This is a genomic window from Peribacillus sp. YIM B13472 (assembly GCF_042788005.1).
GTDB classification, from domain to species: Bacteria; Bacillota; Bacilli; order Bacillales; family DSM-1321; genus Peribacillus; species Peribacillus simplex_E.
Genome location: NZ_JBHZPG010000001.1, coordinates 114548 through 129917, shown reverse-complemented (window position 1 = coordinate 129917; position 15370 = coordinate 114548). Strand labels below are relative to the sequence as shown.

General features: G+C 40.1%; 18 protein-coding genes. 14 read left to right on the top strand and 4 right to left on the bottom strand.

The window, feature by feature from the left end:
- The first annotated feature begins 141 nt into the window (after window positions 1-141).
- Together ACFX4I_RS00640 and ACFX4I_RS00635 are read left to right on the top strand one after the other, a co-directional pair.
- Window positions 142-330, top strand: coding sequence for a Fur-regulated basic protein FbpA (locus tag ACFX4I_RS00640; protein WP_076366955.1), 189 nt, complete (start codon window positions 142-144; stop codon window positions 328-330).
- Between the two features lie 254 nt (window positions 331-584).
- Window positions 585-782 carry an aspartyl-phosphate phosphatase Spo0E family protein gene (locus ACFX4I_RS00635; protein ID WP_230302296.1) on the top strand — a complete coding sequence of 66 codons (198 nt, stop codon included), beginning with the start codon at window positions 585-587 and terminating at the stop codon, window positions 780-782.
- 55 nt (window positions 783-837) lie between these two features.
- Here the strand turns inward: ACFX4I_RS00635 and ACFX4I_RS00630 are convergent, their stop codons facing one another.
- Window positions 838-1344: a GNAT family N-acetyltransferase gene (locus ACFX4I_RS00630; RefSeq protein WP_230302297.1), complete on the bottom strand. Its 507-nt coding sequence runs from the start codon at window positions 1342-1344 to the stop codon at window positions 838-840.
- 217 nt (window positions 1345-1561) lie between these two features.
- Between ACFX4I_RS00630 and ACFX4I_RS00625 the strand changes: the two genes are divergently transcribed.
- A complete protein-coding gene (locus ACFX4I_RS00625) occupies window positions 1562-2263 on the top strand; it encodes a GDSL-type esterase/lipase family protein (RefSeq protein ID WP_230302298.1) in 702 nt (233 codons plus the stop codon).
- A gap of 50 nt (window positions 2264-2313) precedes the next feature.
- Here ACFX4I_RS00625 and ACFX4I_RS00620 read toward each other — a convergent pair whose 3' ends face one another.
- Window positions 2314-4050 (bottom strand): ABC transporter ATP-binding protein, encoded by a 1737-nt coding sequence (locus ACFX4I_RS00620; RefSeq protein ID WP_377418727.1) that lies wholly within the window; start codon window positions 4048-4050, stop codon window positions 2314-2316.
- 273 nt (window positions 4051-4323) lie between these two features.
- Between ACFX4I_RS00620 and ACFX4I_RS00615 the strand changes: the two genes are divergently transcribed.
- The 3 genes from ACFX4I_RS00615 (at window position 4324) to ACFX4I_RS00605 (ending at window position 6105) form a co-directional block, all read left to right on the top strand.
- Window positions 4324-4815, top strand: a complete 492-nt coding sequence (locus tag ACFX4I_RS00615; RefSeq protein WP_377418351.1) for a DinB family protein — start codon at window positions 4324-4326, stop codon at window positions 4813-4815.
- A 125-nt stretch (window positions 4816-4940) separates the two neighbouring features.
- A complete protein-coding gene (locus ACFX4I_RS00610) occupies window positions 4941-5429 on the top strand; it encodes a M15 family metallopeptidase (RefSeq protein WP_377418724.1) in 489 nt (162 codons plus the stop codon).
- Between the two features lie 133 nt (window positions 5430-5562).
- Window positions 5563-6105, top strand: coding sequence for an acyl-CoA thioesterase (locus ACFX4I_RS00605; RefSeq protein WP_283932716.1), 543 nt, complete (start codon window positions 5563-5565; stop codon window positions 6103-6105).
- Between the two features lie 208 nt (window positions 6106-6313).
- Here the strand turns inward: ACFX4I_RS00605 and ACFX4I_RS00600 are convergent, their stop codons facing one another.
- The gene (locus ACFX4I_RS00600) at window positions 6314-6949 is read right to left on the bottom strand and encodes a Bax inhibitor-1/YccA family protein (protein WP_377418348.1); all 636 of its coding nucleotides are present in this window, start codon (window positions 6947-6949) and stop codon (window positions 6314-6316) included.
- A gap of 493 nt (window positions 6950-7442) precedes the next feature.
- Here ACFX4I_RS00600 and ACFX4I_RS00595 point away from each other — a divergent pair, with 493 nt between their 5' ends.
- The 8 genes from ACFX4I_RS00595 (at window position 7443) to ACFX4I_RS00560 (ending at window position 14663) form a co-directional block, all read left to right on the top strand.
- Window positions 7443-8468, top strand: a complete 1026-nt coding sequence (locus ACFX4I_RS00595) for an ABC transporter ATP-binding protein (protein ID WP_309519216.1) — start codon at window positions 7443-7445, stop codon at window positions 8466-8468.
- Window positions 8446-9372 carry an ABC transporter ATP-binding protein gene (locus tag ACFX4I_RS00590; RefSeq protein ID WP_053534228.1) on the top strand — a complete coding sequence of 309 codons (927 nt, stop codon included), beginning with the start codon at window positions 8446-8448 and terminating at the stop codon, window positions 9370-9372. Before ACFX4I_RS00595 ends, ACFX4I_RS00590 begins: the two co-directional genes overlap by 23 nt.
- A gap of 15 nt (window positions 9373-9387) precedes the next feature.
- Window positions 9388-10353 (top strand): oligopeptide ABC transporter permease, encoded by a 966-nt coding sequence (gene opp4B / locus ACFX4I_RS00585; protein ID WP_230303920.1) that lies wholly within the window; start codon window positions 9388-9390, stop codon window positions 10351-10353.
- 22 nt (window positions 10354-10375) lie between these two features.
- Window positions 10376-11275: an ABC transporter permease gene (locus ACFX4I_RS00580; protein WP_370028930.1), complete on the top strand. Its 900-nt coding sequence runs from the start codon at window positions 10376-10378 to the stop codon at window positions 11273-11275.
- A 19-nt stretch (window positions 11276-11294) separates the two neighbouring features.
- The gene (gene opp4A / locus ACFX4I_RS00575) at window positions 11295-13058 is read left to right on the top strand and encodes an oligopeptide ABC transporter substrate-binding protein (RefSeq protein WP_309519217.1); all 1764 of its coding nucleotides are present in this window, start codon (window positions 11295-11297) and stop codon (window positions 13056-13058) included.
- A 109-nt stretch (window positions 13059-13167) separates the two neighbouring features.
- Window positions 13168-13356 (top strand): hypothetical protein, encoded by a 189-nt coding sequence (locus ACFX4I_RS00570; protein ID WP_309519218.1) that lies wholly within the window; start codon window positions 13168-13170, stop codon window positions 13354-13356.
- A 30-nt stretch (window positions 13357-13386) separates the two neighbouring features.
- A complete protein-coding gene (locus ACFX4I_RS00565; protein ID WP_230303918.1) occupies window positions 13387-13524 on the top strand; it encodes a hypothetical protein in 138 nt (45 codons plus the stop codon).
- A 92-nt stretch (window positions 13525-13616) separates the two neighbouring features.
- Complete coding sequence (locus ACFX4I_RS00560) at window positions 13617-14663, top strand: M42 family metallopeptidase (protein ID WP_283932717.1); 1047 nt, start codon at window positions 13617-13619, stop codon at window positions 14661-14663.
- A 181-nt stretch (window positions 14664-14844) separates the two neighbouring features.
- Here the strand turns inward: ACFX4I_RS00560 and ACFX4I_RS00555 are convergent, their stop codons facing one another.
- On the bottom strand, window positions 14845-15267 hold the full coding sequence (locus tag ACFX4I_RS00555; protein WP_230303916.1) for a pyridoxamine 5'-phosphate oxidase family protein: 423 nt from the start codon (window positions 15265-15267) through the stop codon (window positions 14845-14847).
- Window positions 15268-15370: the final 103 nt, after the last annotated feature.

The window sequence follows — 15370 nt, the reverse complement described above, 5'->3', positions numbered from 1 at the left end:
TAGAAGGGGCTTTTATTTTTGGGAAATAACGTTTAGTGACATAATAGAAAAGGTATATATAATTTGGTGAAAATCAAACAAGTTGATAAAGTTAGCTAACTAATAGCAGGCTCTAGGATGACTAGGAAAGGAGCCATTTACATGGCAGAATTATTTAAGAGGATTGAACAGAGGAAGGCAAAGCTTATTGAAGAGTTATTGGCCAATGGTGTATACAAAACCTCTGATGAAAGGCACCTTTATGATGCCCCATTAAAAGTACTTGAAGATGAATATAAGATTGTTATAAATAGACCAAATACCGAGTCACCTTCTGAATGGATGACATAGTAAACGATGGACTATATTTTGGGTTCTTGGATAAGGGTATGATGTAAGCATTCGCAGTCTACACTAGTGGATGCTTTTTTTGCGTTTGATAGAAAATGACACAAAATATACATAATTTTAGAATGAAATAGTTATTTTGTCACATTTAATCTTTAAAATAACACATTTAATTTGTGGAAAATAGTTGATTTTTACTAGTAGTTTCATTATGATGAAAGTGTAAAAATATTGAATAAATGGGAGGTGACTATATAATGCCTTGCCGTAAGGTAACTATAGAAAAAGTAGAAGAGAAGAGAAAAGAAATGATCAACTTGGCAGCAATTTACGGCTTAACAAGTCTGCTAACTGTTCAAGCCAGTCAAGAATTGGATACGCTATTAAATGCGTTAACAAGTAAAAGAGATTCTGAAAATTTTCCCCTCCAGAAAGCATATAGGTATTTAAATTAGTCCTCGATTAATATGAAAAAGCTACTGCTCAAGGCAATAGCTCTAAAGAATAATATTAAATATCGACACGTTTACCAAGAATGATCAAATCACGCTCAATGCCATCCAACTCGGCAACTTGAGGTAAATGTGCCCATTCTTCAAACCCGAATTTGGAAAAAAGCTTAAGGCTTGGTGTATTGTGGGCGAAAATGAAACCCAATAGAGTCTTAACACCTAATTTTGGACTCAATTCAATTGCCTTTTGAATCGAAATTTGTCCGATTCCTTTTCCCCGGAAATAATCATCAAGATAAATGCTGATTTCGGCAGTGGAATTATAGGCCGGTCGGCCATAGAAGGATTGAAAGCTCATCCATCCAGCAGTTTTCCCTTCTATAGTAATGATAAATAGCGGTCTACTTTCTGAATGATGTTCCTCAAACCATTTAACCCTCGATTGGACGGATACAGGTTCCGTATCTGCCGTGACCATTCTTGAAGCGATTGTCGAATTATATATTTCAACAATTCTGGGTAGATCAGAAAGATCTGCCTCTCTAAACTCTATGTGCTCTTCCATGATTTAAACTCCTAACTAGCATTTATTCAATCTCCAGAATGAAGGGTAATCCCGTTTTTTGTTTAAGGGACGGTGAATGACACCCAATCCATTGAAAGTTTTATATTATCATACACTCTTTAATCTTTATCTGACAATTTTTTTATGTTAAGACTGCAGATTTTTTGGGTATGTAAAAGATTAAATACTTCTAATAAAGAGACAAGAGGAGAACCAAATGAAAAAATTGGCAGGTTTATTGATTATAGTACTAGTTATATGTTTTGCTGCATATGAACTTCAGGCCTCGGAGTCGGAAGATGTGCAAAGGGTGATGGCTTTTGGAGATTCATTGACCTATGGAAAAGGGGATAAGGACGGGGAAGGATATATAGAAGGCCTTGAGGATGAATTGAATAATCCGCAATCGGAACAAAAAGTGAGTTTTTGGAATTACGGTATAAAAGGCCAGGAGACGGATGGGGTGATGAAACAGCTTGATGATTACCGCATTAAAACGAAACTCGATGAAGCCGATACTTTCATCGTTTATATTGGAACGAATGACTTGATCAATAGTAACGGAGGGGACTTGGAGAAAATAAGTGACAGAAAAATCATTGAGGGTAAGCGGGAGTATATCAGCCATCTGAAAAAGATTACATCAACATTGATAGAGGCAAACGATAAAGCGGATATTCTGGTAGTAGGACTATATAACCCAATTAAAGGCAATCAAAAACTTGAAAAGCACATTCGCGATTATAACCTGTCAATAAAGGGAATAGCGGATAAAGATAAAAGGATGTTATTCATTCCTACAAATGATCTTTTTGAAGATAAAAAGAAAACAGAGTATTTCAGTGATAAGTTACATCCGAATGAAAAAGGGTATCAGCTCATTGCGAATCGGGTTTTGGAAAGTTATGATTTCAAATGAAAGCAAAAATGCACAGGAAGGCGATCTGTGCATTTTTACCCGTTAAGTAGCTAGGAGTTTGATGTCGCTTTTAGTTGAGGGAACTGCAAGTCATGGAGCTGCTTGTATCTGCCGTTTTTTTGCAATAACTGTTGATGTGTTCCTTTTTCATGAACCTGCCCTTTTTCCAGAACGATAATTTGGTCGGCATCATGAATGGTTGATAAACGATGTGCAATTACTATTGAAGTCCGGTTTTTCATTAAGCGTGACAATGCTTGCTGGATATAATGTTCGGATTCTGTATCCAAGGCCGCCGTTGCTTCATCGAGAATGATGATTTGCGGATTTTTCAAAAGTGCCCTGGCAATGGCAATGCGCTGTTTTTGTCCGCCTGAAAGCTTGACTCCGCGCTCTCCAATCTGAGAATCATAACCATCAGGAAAGGCACTGATAAAGTCATGCGCATTTGCTGCTTTGGCCGATTCGATGATTTCATCATCTGTAGCATCAAGTTTGCCATACACGATGTTATCACGGATGGAACCATTGAATAAAATGATATCCTGGGAAACAATTCCCATTTGTCTCCGTAATGATTTCAGTGACACTTCTTTGATATCTTGACCATCCATTTTAATCGTGCCATTTTGCGGATCATAAAATCGGATCAAAAGGCTCGTGATGGTCGATTTTCCAGCGCCAGAGGAGCCGACCAGAGCAGTTACTTGACCAGCTTTCATGGTCAGGTTTAAATTGCTGAGTACAGGTACACTCTCATCATAAGCAAAATCAATACATTGAAATTCAATTTGCTTTTTTATGGCAGGGAGTTCAATGGCATTTCCCTTGTCACAAATTTCAGGTTGGGTTTCCAATATTTCAGTTATCCGCTCAAAGGCGGCGGCTGATTGCTGGACAATGCTGATGACCCGGCTAAAATTGCGAACGGGACTCTGCAGTAACCTCAAATAGGCGAGAAAGGCCACGATTAATCCTATTGTGAATTCACCTTCCATCACTTGCCAAGCACCGAACACAATGACTGCTACAAGACCGAAATTGTTCAATAAATCAATAATCGGGCCGAACATGGAACGTAGCCGAACGGACTTAAGGTTTGCAGCCATATTTTCCTGATTACGCTCCGCAAATTTCCTTGATTCGAATTCTTCATTTGTAAAAGATTGAATGAGCCGCATTCCTGAAATGGAATCCTGTAACTGGTTGCTGACATCTCCTGCGGAACTTTGCACAGATCTAAATGACATCCTGATGCGTTTCCCGAATACCCTTGTGATATAGAACATGAAAGGGAATGTAACAAGAAGGACAATGGTCAGCTTCCAGTTAATGAATAGCATATATACCGCCACGGCAATGAAAGTCACCGTGTCAGTCAAGACTTGAAGCATGCTTGAAGAGATGAGCTGCTGCAGTAAATTGACATCATTGGTCAACCGCGACATTAAGTCACCAGTACGGTTTTTATCAAAGAATTTCATATCCAGTGTTTGAATATGGTCATACAGGCTATTCCGTATATCCATAATAGCCTTTTGACCGACCTTGGAAACGATATAGCTGTTAAAGTAGTTCAGTAAAGCCAATAAAATGGCAGCACAAAGAATTCCTGCACCAATCCAGATTAACGAGTCATATCTTTTTTCGGGAATGATTGTATCAATCGTAAACTGCGTCAACTGGGGGATGGAGAACTCAAGCAATGAAATGAAAAGCATGATACATAAAACCAAAGTGCAAAACTTCCACTTCGATGGGACCCGATTGAACATTTGTTTGAGCATCAACCATACGCTTCCTTTTGAGGGCATTGCATGCGGCCTTTGTGGCTGAATGGAATATGTCCTCCACTCATAGCGATCACTCCTATTTAGACTATCCTTGATGTTTTGAAAGTCATTTGAATTAGATGGATTTTGCCTTTATGACTATCATAGAGCTTTTCAAAAAATAGACAACTTTTAATCGGTTCGTTTCGGTCAAAAAGTATTATTATTTTACACTTTCCTATAGGGCATGGAATAATTAAAGGAGATTAGCGAGGCTGATATGAGGAGATGCTAAAAGTGAATGAAAATGAAAAAGTCAGGGAAGAACTTTTAAATGCGGTCATCAGACTATCGGATGAACAGCTGAACATCCATCCTGAACCTGGACGATGGAGCATCATCCAGGTTTTGGATCATTTATATTTAATGGACAGGGCCATAACAAAGGGCATTTCCGATAAATTGAAAGGCGATGATAGCATTCTTGCTGTGGATAAACCGATCGAGCTTACTTTAAACCGTGAAAAGAAGGTCCAGGCCCCGCCATTTGTCATTCCGTCAGAATCATACCAAACTTTGAGTGAGATTAAGGAAAAGTTGTCCGAATCCCGAAAAGCTTTTGTACAGGTCGTTGACCATGCAATGGAAATTGACCTCGAACAAAAATCTTTTCCACATCCTTTGTTTAAAGATTTAAGCTTGAAGCAATGGGTCCCATTCGTGGGACTCCATGAAAAACGGCATTTATTGCAAATTGAAGAATTGAAAGCAAAGATATAATAGAAGAAAAACTCATCCGTCTTTGGTTGAGTTTTTCACTTTCAGACAGATATTCGTAAAGGAAGGATTTTTCAGTGAAAGCCACTTGGATAAGGACATGTTTGGTATTGGGCTTTTTCGGATTGATGCTGGGGCTTTTGTTCAAGTATATGCTTCCGCCTAATCTAGATGAAATCGAACTGACTGACGAGCTGAATCCGATCGTCGCCGAAAAAAAAGACGAGCTCATTCAAGTGGCTAATGACAAAGGCATCCCGGTTATCATTACGGCGGGGTTCCGGTCTTTAGCCGAGCAAAATGAACTCTATGAAAAGGGCAGATCAGGCTCGGGCAACATCGTAACGAATGCAAGAGGTGGCGAGTCGCTGCATAATTTCGGTTTGGCGATAGATTTTGCCCTACTTAACAAACAAGGCGAGGCCATTTGGGATATGAGTTATGACGGCAACGATAATGGAAAGTCGGATTGGATGGAAGTTGTAACCATCGCTAAAGGGTTAGGTTTTGATTGGGGAGGGGATTGGGCAGGGTTCAAGGATTATCCGCATTTACAAATGACATTTGGCTTGAGCCTGCGTGAGCTGCAACAAGGCAAGCGGCCAAAAGGGCAGTGAAAAGTGGGTGGCTTCATTATATGCCGCATAAATTTTGACTAAAAGCAGGAAAATAAGCATGTGAATTGCTTTACAGATAAGAATTCGATAAAGTGGAATAGTGAGAAATCAGACATAAAGGAGTGCAGTCACCATGGAAGAAACAAAACATTGCCGGGACTCTTTGGTCATAAAAACAAGCCTTGTCCTCCCGCCGGATACAAATAATATTGGTACGATGTTCGGAGGCAAATTAATGGCATACATTGATGATGTAGCGGCTATATCAGCCATGCGTCATGCGCGAAGTAACGTCGTTACGGCATCAACTGATTCTGTCGATTTCCTGCACCCTATTCACGAAGGAAATGCAGTTTGCCTTGAAAGCTTCGTGACTTATACGGGCAGAACATCAATGGAAATCATCGTAAAGGTGATTGCAGAGGATTTAGTTACAGGAGATCGGAATTTATGCGTCATATCTTTCTTGACATTTGTTGCCATTAATGAAGAAGGTAAACCAATTCCTGTCCCGCGTTTGGTTCCTGAAACAGAGATGGAAAAGAATTTAAATGAATCAGCAAAACAACGGGCCCAAATAAGGAAAAAAAGAAGGGAAGATACACAGTTCATTGCAAGTACTTTCGGTGTGAAACTGCCATGGACCGATCAATCGAAGCCAGGATTATATAAATAAGATACGCATCCCTTTTGCCTCCTTATTGATGATTGAGACCAAATTCATTGTGATTTGGTCTTTTATTAATCGCCATTGGTTTTGGGAAAATCAGTACTCTCATCTTACAGAGATGATATTATCCATTTGGGAGAAACGTGAAAAGACGCTTGGATAAGTCCAAGCGTCTTTTTTATGTTACCTTGTTAGGTTTGATCAAATCCGCTTTTCAATCATCGCTTGCTAAAATACCAAAGAAGCGCAAAATGTTAATGAATAGGTTAATGAAATCAAGATATAGATTCAAGGCCATGAGCGGTACTTCTTCGGCTGTTACCCCGTAATGCTTCATTCGATTGAAATCATATAAAATATAACCACTGAAAACTAAAATCCCAATAAAGGAAAAGACCAGCATGGCTGTAGAGCTTAATGGAGAGAAAATGTTGAAAATGCTAATGACCACTAAAGCTAGCAAGGCCGCAAATAACATTCCTCCCAAGAAAGAAAGGTCCCTTTTGGTGGTTGTGGCATAAACCGCCAGTCCTCCAAATACGACTGTCGTCGTAACACCTGCCAGGATCACCACATTTGCCCCTGCAGCTGCTAGGTAGTGTGCAATGATCGGATATGTCGTAATTCCTGAAATCAATGTGAAACTATGCAAAAATGTATAACCGATGGCTTTTTTCCTCCGCAATATGAATGCTCCAATCAACATCGCGATCTCAAGTATCGCTAAGGGAAGAAACAAGGATGGCGGAACAAGAGTGCCGAGAGCCATCCCAAAGACGGAAACGGCAAGTGATAAAGCGAACGTCCGCATGACGGACGGCATATATGTTTGTACAGTTTGTGAATACATTCAATCACCTCATCATTTATCTTCTACCGTTTTCTACGGATCTGTTTTAAAAAGGTTTCATGGCATTTAATGAAAATAAAGTGCTTTTTTTTTGGTATTGAAATATATATGAAATAATTACCTATTTTATGATATTCTTACAAATATACTAACTTTTCTGAAATATCAAAAAAAATCAATCGAAACCATTCTTTGGTACGTAAAACGACAAGGTAAATAAATAGGTGTGAACTGTAAATTAGTTATCTCGGAATAATAAATTTAAAGTTATTGGTTCTTTACAATTAATCGGACTTCAAAACTTTACTGTATAACAGTTATAAAGGAAACGATTTTTTATTGCAGAAAATTATTCCTAAAGTTATAAAATATGAAAAAAATGTGATTATTTTCTATGAAAACTATTGTATAAATGTAAAAAATTGATTAAAATTTTAAATAATTATCAGAAGATTAATTATTTTCCCGATAAAATAGTTTAGGGGGAGCAAGGATGAAGAAAGCTATTTTGCAAATAGAAAACCTAACTACCTCATTTCGAATCGGTAACAAATATCATGCAGCGGTGGATGATGTTTCGTTCACGGTGAATGAAAATGAAATTGTAGCAGTTGTTGGAGAATCAGGTTGTGGAAAGAGTGCATTGGCCTTATCTATCATGCAATTACATAATAAGCAGAGAACGAAATCCGAAGGAAACATCAATTATAAAGGTCAAAATCTACTAAAGTTGAATGATGTACAAATGAATAAAGTCCGCGGTAAAGAGTTGGGTATGATATTTCAGGAACCTTTAACGGCTTTGAACCCGCTCATGACCATCGGAAAACAGATCGAGGAGAATCTTGATTACCATACTGAGCTCTCCAGTGCTGAAAAAAAGAACAGGACGATCGAACTTTTGACACAAGTGGGAATTCCATACCCTGAACGGACGTACAAGCAATATCCGCATGAGCTCTCGGGCGGAATGCGCCAAAGGGCAATGATTTCGATTGCCATTGCTTGCAACCCTGCACTGGTCATCGCCGATGAACCCACGACGGCACTGGATGTTACGATTCAAGCGCAAATACTTGATCTGCTGAAAGATATCCAGAGCAGGACAAAAATGGGGATCATCTTAATTACACATGATCTGAGCGTCGTAGCAGAGGTTGCAGACAGGATCGTTGTCATGTATGCAGGTCAGGTGGTGGAAACGGGAAGTGTTAAAGAGATATTCAACAATCCGCTGCATCCATATACGAGATCGTTATTAAATTCGATTCCTTCTGCTGCAAACGAGAAAAATCGTTTGCACGTTATCGAGGGAATCGTTCCATCGATAGCGAAAATGGAACGGATAGGATGTCGCTTCAAAGAGAGGATTCCTTGGATACCTAAACATGCGCATGAAGAGACACCCCGGCTTCACGATGTGGGCAACGATCATTTTGTGCGCTGTACCTGCTATAAAGAATTTTATTTTCAAGCTAAAGGAGATGCATCGGCCAATGACATTACTCAAATTAGATAATCTCAAAGTGCATTTTCCGATAAGGGGCGGTTTTTTTCGAAGGGTGGTCGATCACGTAAAGGCCGTGGACGGTGTTTCCTTTGAGTTGCAGCAAGGGGAAACATATGGTTTGGTCGGCGAATCCGGAAGCGGCAAGTCCACGACAGGCAAGGCAGTGGTCAAACTGAATGAGGTGACATCCGGACAAATCCTGTTTGAAGGCAGGGATTTAGCATCTCTAAGTAGAAGAGAAATTAAACCATTCAGAAAAGATATCCAGATGATTTTCCAAGATCCGTATTCATCATTGAATCCGAAGAAGAGGGTACTGGACATCATTGCCGAACCGCTGAGGAACTTCGAACGGTTATCCCCTTCAGAGGAAAAGAAAATCGTACAGGACTTCTTGGACAAAGTCGGACTGAGTCCTGAATCGATTCACAAGTACCCTCATGAATTTTCAGGAGGGCAGCGCCAGCGGATTGGGATTGCCCGATCATTGACATTGAAACCAAAACTGATTATTGCGGATGAACCGGTGTCAGCATTGGATGTTTCCGTTCAGGCACAGGTATTGAATTTTCTTCAGGATCTCCAACAGGAGTTCAATTTGACTTATTTATTTGTCGGGCATGATTTAGGTGTAATCCGGCATATGTGTGACCGGATGGGCGTTATGTATCGCGGTAGATTGGTAGAGGAAGGAAAAAGTGAGGAAATCTATGAAAATCCTCAACATATATACACGAAGCGCCTGATTGCCGCCATTCCGGATTTAGAGCCGGAAGTTCGCGAAGATAAAGTGCAGCTTAGAAAAAAACTCACCTCAGAATATGAGTCTACCTACTCAAAATATTTCGATGAGAATGGACGTGCTTACGATTTGAAGCCAATCTCATCGACACATAGAGTCGCATTACAATAAGGAGGTGGAAGGAATATGTGGAAGTTTATCCTAAGACGTTTATTAGTTATGATCCCGCAGCTCTTTTTATTGAGCATCATCGTTTTCATGATGGCAAAAGCAATGCCGGGAGATGCTTTGTCAGGTCAGGAAATCAATCCTAGGGCAAACCCGGCCGAGCTTGATAGGATCAGGGAAGAACTGGGTTTGAATGACCCTTGGTACGAACAATATTTAAGGTGGGCATCCAATGCAGTACAGGGGGATTTCGGTATTTCCTATACACATAAGACGCCCGTTATGGATGTGATCGAAGACAGGCTTTGGAACACGGTGTTCCTGGCGTTAGTCACGCTGATCTTTACATATATGCTTGCAATTCCATTAGGCATACTTAGCGGAAGGTATAACGATACCTGGGTGGATAAAACCGTTACAGGTTATAGCTATGTAGGGTTTGGCACGCCGATTTTCATTTTTGCTTTAATCATGTTATTCGTTTTCGGATTTGCCCTGGATTGGTTCCCGTCTGGTGGCAGTGTCGATTCAAAGGTGGATGAAGGAACATTCGCCTATGTTGTAAGCAAGATCAATCATTTGATTTTACCAGCTTTAAGTACGGCTTTAATTGCAACAACAAGTACGATCCAATATTTGCGAAATGAAATCATCGATAATAAAATCAAGGATTTCGTAAGGACAGCGCGTTCAAAGGGAGTGCCTGAATCAAAAGTATATTCACGGCATATCCTGAGAAATTCCTTTTTGCCGATAGCAGCATTCTTAGGTTATGAAATTACTGGATTGGTCGGCGGTGCGGTCATAATCGAGACCATTTTCAGTTATCCGGGACTTGGGCAGCTTTTCCTTAGTTCAGTCAGTCTGAGGGATTTCAGCGTTGTCACGGCCATCGTCATGATGACGGGATTTGCCACTCTGCTTGGCACTCTTCTTTCGGACATCATACTTAGTGCGGTCGATCCGCGCATACGGATAGAATAGGAGCGGGGTGAGTCGTATGGAAATGAAAGTGGAAACCGGAAAGAACATACAAGTTAATGATGTGAGCCCTTCAGGAATCAAGATCATCTGGCAGGAAATCAAAAAGGATAAACTTGCCATGGGCTCATTGATTATATTAGCAGCCATATTGCTTTTTGTTTACGGTGCGTCGTTTTTCATGGACGCCAAGGAAATAGCCAAGGTCGATTTTCTCTCCATTTATTTGGAACCATCTTCAGACTATTGGCTTGGAACCGATTATGGCGGCCGGGATGTATTCGGACAACTGATAATAGGTACCAGAAATTCATTCACGATCAGTTTATTCATTACATTATTCACGGCTATCATCGGTTTATCATTAGGGCTTCTGGCGGGCTACTTCGGCGGGGCAACCGATAATGTGATCATGCGTATTATCGATTTCGTGATTGCCCTGCCGCAAATGATGTTCATCATCGTTGTAGTCGTGATTGTGCCGATCTTCAATGTATATGTTTTCATTTTAATCATGACGATGTTTTTATGGACAGGAAAGGCACGGCTGATTCGTTCTAAGGCTTTGTCTGAGCGTGAGCTGGATTATATCCACGCCTCACAGACACTTGGGACACCACATTGGAAAATCATCCTGTTTCAGCTTCTGCCCAATGTCAGTTCATTGATCATCGTCAACTTCATTTTGAATCTTGCAGGCAATATTGGCTTAGAATCCAGTTTGACTTTCTTAGGGTTCGGTCTTCCAGAGAGCACACCTAGTTTAGGGACGCTCATCAGTTATGCTCGAAATCCAGATGTTCTGGAAAACAAGTGGTGGATATGGGTACCCGCATCACTCATGATTCTAGTGTTGATGCTGAGTATAAATTTCGTTGGTCAAGCGTTAAAACGCGCCGCCGATGCAAGACAAAGAAGAGGATAAAAAAAGGGGAGTGTAGGATATGAAAATCAAAAGCTACAGTAAGGTATTAAGTGCATTGGCCATTTCGTCTCTACTGCTTGCTGCATGTTCGAATGATACGGAGAAATCGTCAACGAAAGAGAAAAAAGGGAAAGATGTCGAACAGGTCGATACCTCTAAATTCCCGACAAAGACGACGAATCAAGGGGAGCCGATTAAAGGCGGCCATTTGACATATGGTTTGGTATCCGATACCCCGTTTGAAGGGATATTAAACAAAGTTTTCTATCAAGGCGAACCCGATAATCAAGTTATCACATTCTTTGATGAAGATTTATTGGATACAGATGAAAACTATGTATATACGAATGAAGGTGCCGCTTCCTATGAGATTTCAGACGATCATAAAACGGTTACGCTGACGATTAAGGATAATGTAAATTGGCAAGATGGAAAACCTGTGCTAGGTGCCGATTTAGAATATGCATATCTTGTCATGGGAAGCAAAGATTACAAAGGTGTACGCTATGATGAACAAATGGCTTTGATCGAGGGTATGGAAGAGTATCATGAAGGGAAAGCGGATAAGATTTCAGGCATTAAAGTCGACGGCAAGAAAATCACTTTCACTTTCAAAAAAGCGAATCCTTCCGTCACGACCGGATTATGGACATACCCGCTTCATAAAGAATACTTAAAAGATGTTCCGATTGCAGAGTTGGAATCTTCGGATAAAATCCGTAAAAACCCGATTGGTTTTGGACCATTCAAAGTGAAGAAAATCGTTCAAGGGGAAGCGGTCGAATTCGAAGCGAATAAAGATTATTACCGCGGTGCACCTAAATTGGACAGTATCACATTGAAAGTCGTGAATCCGTCTATTGTCGTCAAGTCACTTGAAAATGGTGACCTCGATGTAGCGGAGGTCTTGGCTGAGCAATATGATCAAGCCAAGGAATTGGATAATGTCGAATTATTGGGGAAAGTTGAATTGGCTTATTCCTATATTGGTTTCAATTTCGGCTACTATGATAAAGAAAAAGAAGAAAATATTATGGATGAGAATCCTAAATTCGGAGACAAACGCCTTCGTCAGGCGATGGCATATGCCATCAATAATGAAGAAGTTGGCGAAAAGATGTACAAGGGCCTTCGCTTCCCTGCCAACTCTGTCATTACACCGAACTTTAAATATAATAATAAAGATGTAAAACCATATGAATATAATCCTGAAAAAGCAAAAAAACTTTTGGATGAAGCAGGATTTGTAGATACGAATAAGGATGGCATTCGTGAAGATGCTGATGGAAAAGAGTTCAAGATCAATTTTGCTTCCATGAGCGGTTCCGATGTTTCCGAGCCTCTCGCAAGGTATTATATCCAACAATGGGAACAAGTAGGTTTGGACGTTGAATTGCAGGATGGTAGGCTGCATGAGTTCAATTCATTCTATGACCTATTGAAAAAGGATAATGATCAAGTTGATGTTTATTCAGCTGCATGGGGAGTCGCTTCCGATCCGGATCCATCAGGAATATGGTCAAGGTCTGCAGAATTTAACTATACCCGCTGGGTGAATGAAAAAAATGATGAGCTTCTTGCTAAAGGGATTTCAGAGGAAGCCTTTGATGATCAATATCGGATTGATACGTATAATGAGTGGCAAGAATTGATCCATGAAGAGGTTCCGGTCATTCCGACATTATTCCGTTATCAATTGACAGGAGTGAATGAACGAGTTACAGGTTATGATTATCTCGCAGGCCGCCAATATCAGTGGCATAATGTGGGGGTAACGAAATAATTTAATTGATGACTATCGGCTGCCTTTATGGGCGGTCGATTTTTTTGCGTTTCAATGAATTGGATAAAGGTTATCTAGATAATAGTAAGTAATTGGAAGGGTGATATTGATGCAAGTGAGAAATCCTAATGAAACAAAGAGAGAGTTAGAAATATTTTTTACTGAATCGGTTGGCCGGTTACTGAAACCTCTTGAAGAGGAAATCATTGCAGACATTGTAGCCTATCCAGACCAAAAGAGAATTGCCTTCTTGGAATATATGAAGGAAATGTCCAACAAACAAAGACAGTTGAAGTAAGTTGAACTTTCATCATGAAGGAGGTTTTTTATGAGGAACGAAGATATGGACAGATACAAAGTATGGCGAGATAAGTGGAAAAGAAAGGTAAATATGGAAAATTTAGCGTTATATGGCATTTCATCATTAGTTATGGCCATCTTGCCTGTCCTGGCCCATATGAGTTAAATCGATTAAAGGACCGTCTTTTGGCGGTCTTTTAATATGTTAAAAGTTGCCATGAAAAGATATAATGAACAAAGAGGAAAGGAGAGATATGAATGAGTTTGATCAAAGAAGAAGAGATCGTATCATACATAAAAGAATTGGTGTCCATACCTAGCCCTTCCGGCTATACAGATCAAGCCATTAAATACGCGGCCGATTTCATGGAGCAGAGGAAGGTTCCTTACAAGATCACGAATAAAGGGGCATTGCTTGCTTCATTGAAAGGCGAAGATGATGGCAAACATCGATTGCTGACTGCCCATGTCGATACTCTGGGAGCCATGGTAAAGGAAATCAAGGCAAATGGCCGCCTTAAATTGACGATGATCGGCGGTTTTCGCTGGAACTCAGTGGAAGGTGAGTATTGTAAAATCCACACAGCTGACGGGGCCGTTATCACCGGAACCATTTTAATCAATCAGACCTCTGTCCACGTATATAAAAATGCCGGGGATGCCAAGCGTGATGATGAGACAATTGAGGTCCGGATAGATGCTGTCGTGAAAACAAAAGCGGAAACCGAAGCCATTGGCATTTCTGTTGGAGATTTTGTCTCCTTTGAACCGAGAGTGGAAGTTACGGATACAGGCTTTTTGAAATCAAGGCATTTGGATGATAAAGCAAGCGTCGGCATCCTGCTTCATATCATTGACCTCATTTCCGCAGGAAAGATAAAATTGGCATATACGACCCATTTCCTGATTTCAAACAATGAAGAAATCGGCTATGGCGGTAATTCCAATATCCCTGAGAAAACAGTCGAATATTTAGCTGTCGATATGGGAGCGATCGGTGATGGACAATCGACGGATGAATTCAGCGTTTCCATTTGCGCAAAAGACTCCTCAGGTCCTTATCATTATAAACTGCGTCAGCATCTAGTCGCCCTTGCCAAAGCAAATGCTGTCGACTACCGCGTCGATATTTATCCATATTATGGTTCGGATGCTTCCGCTGCGATCCGGGCAGGATATGATGTCGTACATGGTCTGATCGGACCGGGAATCGATGCTTCACATGCCTTCGAGCGGACGCATGTCTCTTCATTAAAGCATACAGCCAATCTGATTTTGCATTATATCCAATCAGAGTTGGTTTAATCGTGAAAAAAGCCCGCACTCATATCATATGAGTGCGGGCTTTTACTGTTTTTTAGCGATATTTTTATTATAGTCCTGAGTTTTTGCGTAATACTGGTGAGTATTGGTGTTTTACTCGTGAGTTTCGGCGTAATACTCGTGAGTATCGGCATTATACTCGTGAATCACAAATAATATTGATTTATAATGATAATTCTTGTGGAGGTTCACCATTGTTGTTCATCAACCGAATGCTTTCCGGCTTAATTTGAAGGATTAAATAATTTGGATCTTTCGGACCTTCGAACCAATCTTCAAATGATTCATTCCATAATTTATCCTTCAGTTCCTGTGAATCATTTATTTTCGAGGTACCTGAGATTTCCAGGTAGGAATCGCCTAATCCTTCATTATCATAGCCGATCAGAATATGAACATTAGGATTCTTTTCAATTTCACCAATTTTTTCCGTCTTTCCACTCGTTGGGGTGTATAAAGTTAATTCATCGTTGAAAAATGTCATATAGCGTGAATGGGGTTTGTTGTTTTCAACTGAAGATAAAACTCCTATTTTATGATCGCGAATGATGTTCAATACTTTTTCTTTTAATTGGTTTTGGCTCATTTTTGCACACTCCTTATATTTTTTTACTCTATTACTTTTCCTCTTTTTCCATTAAGTTAAACAAAATTATGCAGTTTGCCATTTTTATGAATGAAGACGGAAA

Excerpts from the sequence above, each read along its gene's own strand:
- ACFX4I_RS00640 (WP_076366955.1), top strand. The coding sequence starts at position 142 with ATGGCAGAATTATTTAAGAGGATTGAACAGAGGAAGGCAAAGCTTATT.
- ACFX4I_RS00635 (WP_230302296.1), top strand. The coding sequence starts at position 585 with ATGCCTTGCCGTAAGGTAACTATAGAAAAAGTAGAAGAGAAGAGAAAA.
- ACFX4I_RS00630 (WP_230302297.1), bottom strand. The coding sequence starts at position 1,344 with ATGGAAGAGCACATAGAGTTTAGAGAGGCAGATCTTTCTGATCTACCC.
- ACFX4I_RS00625 (WP_230302298.1), top strand. The coding sequence starts at position 1,562 with ATGAAAAAATTGGCAGGTTTATTGATTATAGTACTAGTTATATGTTTT.
- ACFX4I_RS00620 (WP_377418727.1), bottom strand. The coding sequence starts at position 4,050 with ATGCTCAAACAAATGTTCAATCGGGTCCCATCGAAGTGGAAGTTTTGC.
- ACFX4I_RS00615 (WP_377418351.1), top strand. The coding sequence starts at position 4,324 with ATGCTAAAAGTGAATGAAAATGAAAAAGTCAGGGAAGAACTTTTAAAT.
- ACFX4I_RS00610 (WP_377418724.1), top strand. The coding sequence starts at position 4,941 with ATGCTGGGGCTTTTGTTCAAGTATATGCTTCCGCCTAATCTAGATGAA.
- ACFX4I_RS00605 (WP_283932716.1), top strand. The coding sequence starts at position 5,563 with ATGGAAGAAACAAAACATTGCCGGGACTCTTTGGTCATAAAAACAAGC.
- ACFX4I_RS00600 (WP_377418348.1), bottom strand. The coding sequence starts at position 6,949 with ATGTATTCACAAACTGTACAAACATATATGCCGTCCGTCATGCGGACG.
- ACFX4I_RS00595 (WP_309519216.1), top strand. The coding sequence starts at position 7,443 with ATGAAGAAAGCTATTTTGCAAATAGAAAACCTAACTACCTCATTTCGA.
- ACFX4I_RS00590 (WP_053534228.1), top strand. The coding sequence starts at position 8,446 with ATGACATTACTCAAATTAGATAATCTCAAAGTGCATTTTCCGATAAGG.
- opp4B (WP_230303920.1), top strand. The coding sequence starts at position 9,388 with ATGTGGAAGTTTATCCTAAGACGTTTATTAGTTATGATCCCGCAGCTC.
- ACFX4I_RS00580 (WP_370028930.1), top strand. The coding sequence starts at position 10,376 with ATGAAAGTGGAAACCGGAAAGAACATACAAGTTAATGATGTGAGCCCT.
- opp4A (WP_309519217.1), top strand. The coding sequence starts at position 11,295 with ATGAAAATCAAAAGCTACAGTAAGGTATTAAGTGCATTGGCCATTTCG.
- ACFX4I_RS00570 (WP_309519218.1), top strand. The coding sequence starts at position 13,168 with ATGCAAGTGAGAAATCCTAATGAAACAAAGAGAGAGTTAGAAATATTT.
- ACFX4I_RS00565 (WP_230303918.1), top strand. The coding sequence starts at position 13,387 with ATGAGGAACGAAGATATGGACAGATACAAAGTATGGCGAGATAAGTGG.
- ACFX4I_RS00560 (WP_283932717.1), top strand. The coding sequence starts at position 13,617 with ATGAGTTTGATCAAAGAAGAAGAGATCGTATCATACATAAAAGAATTG.
- ACFX4I_RS00555 (WP_230303916.1), bottom strand. The coding sequence starts at position 15,267 with ATGAGCCAAAACCAATTAAAAGAAAAAGTATTGAACATCATTCGCGAT.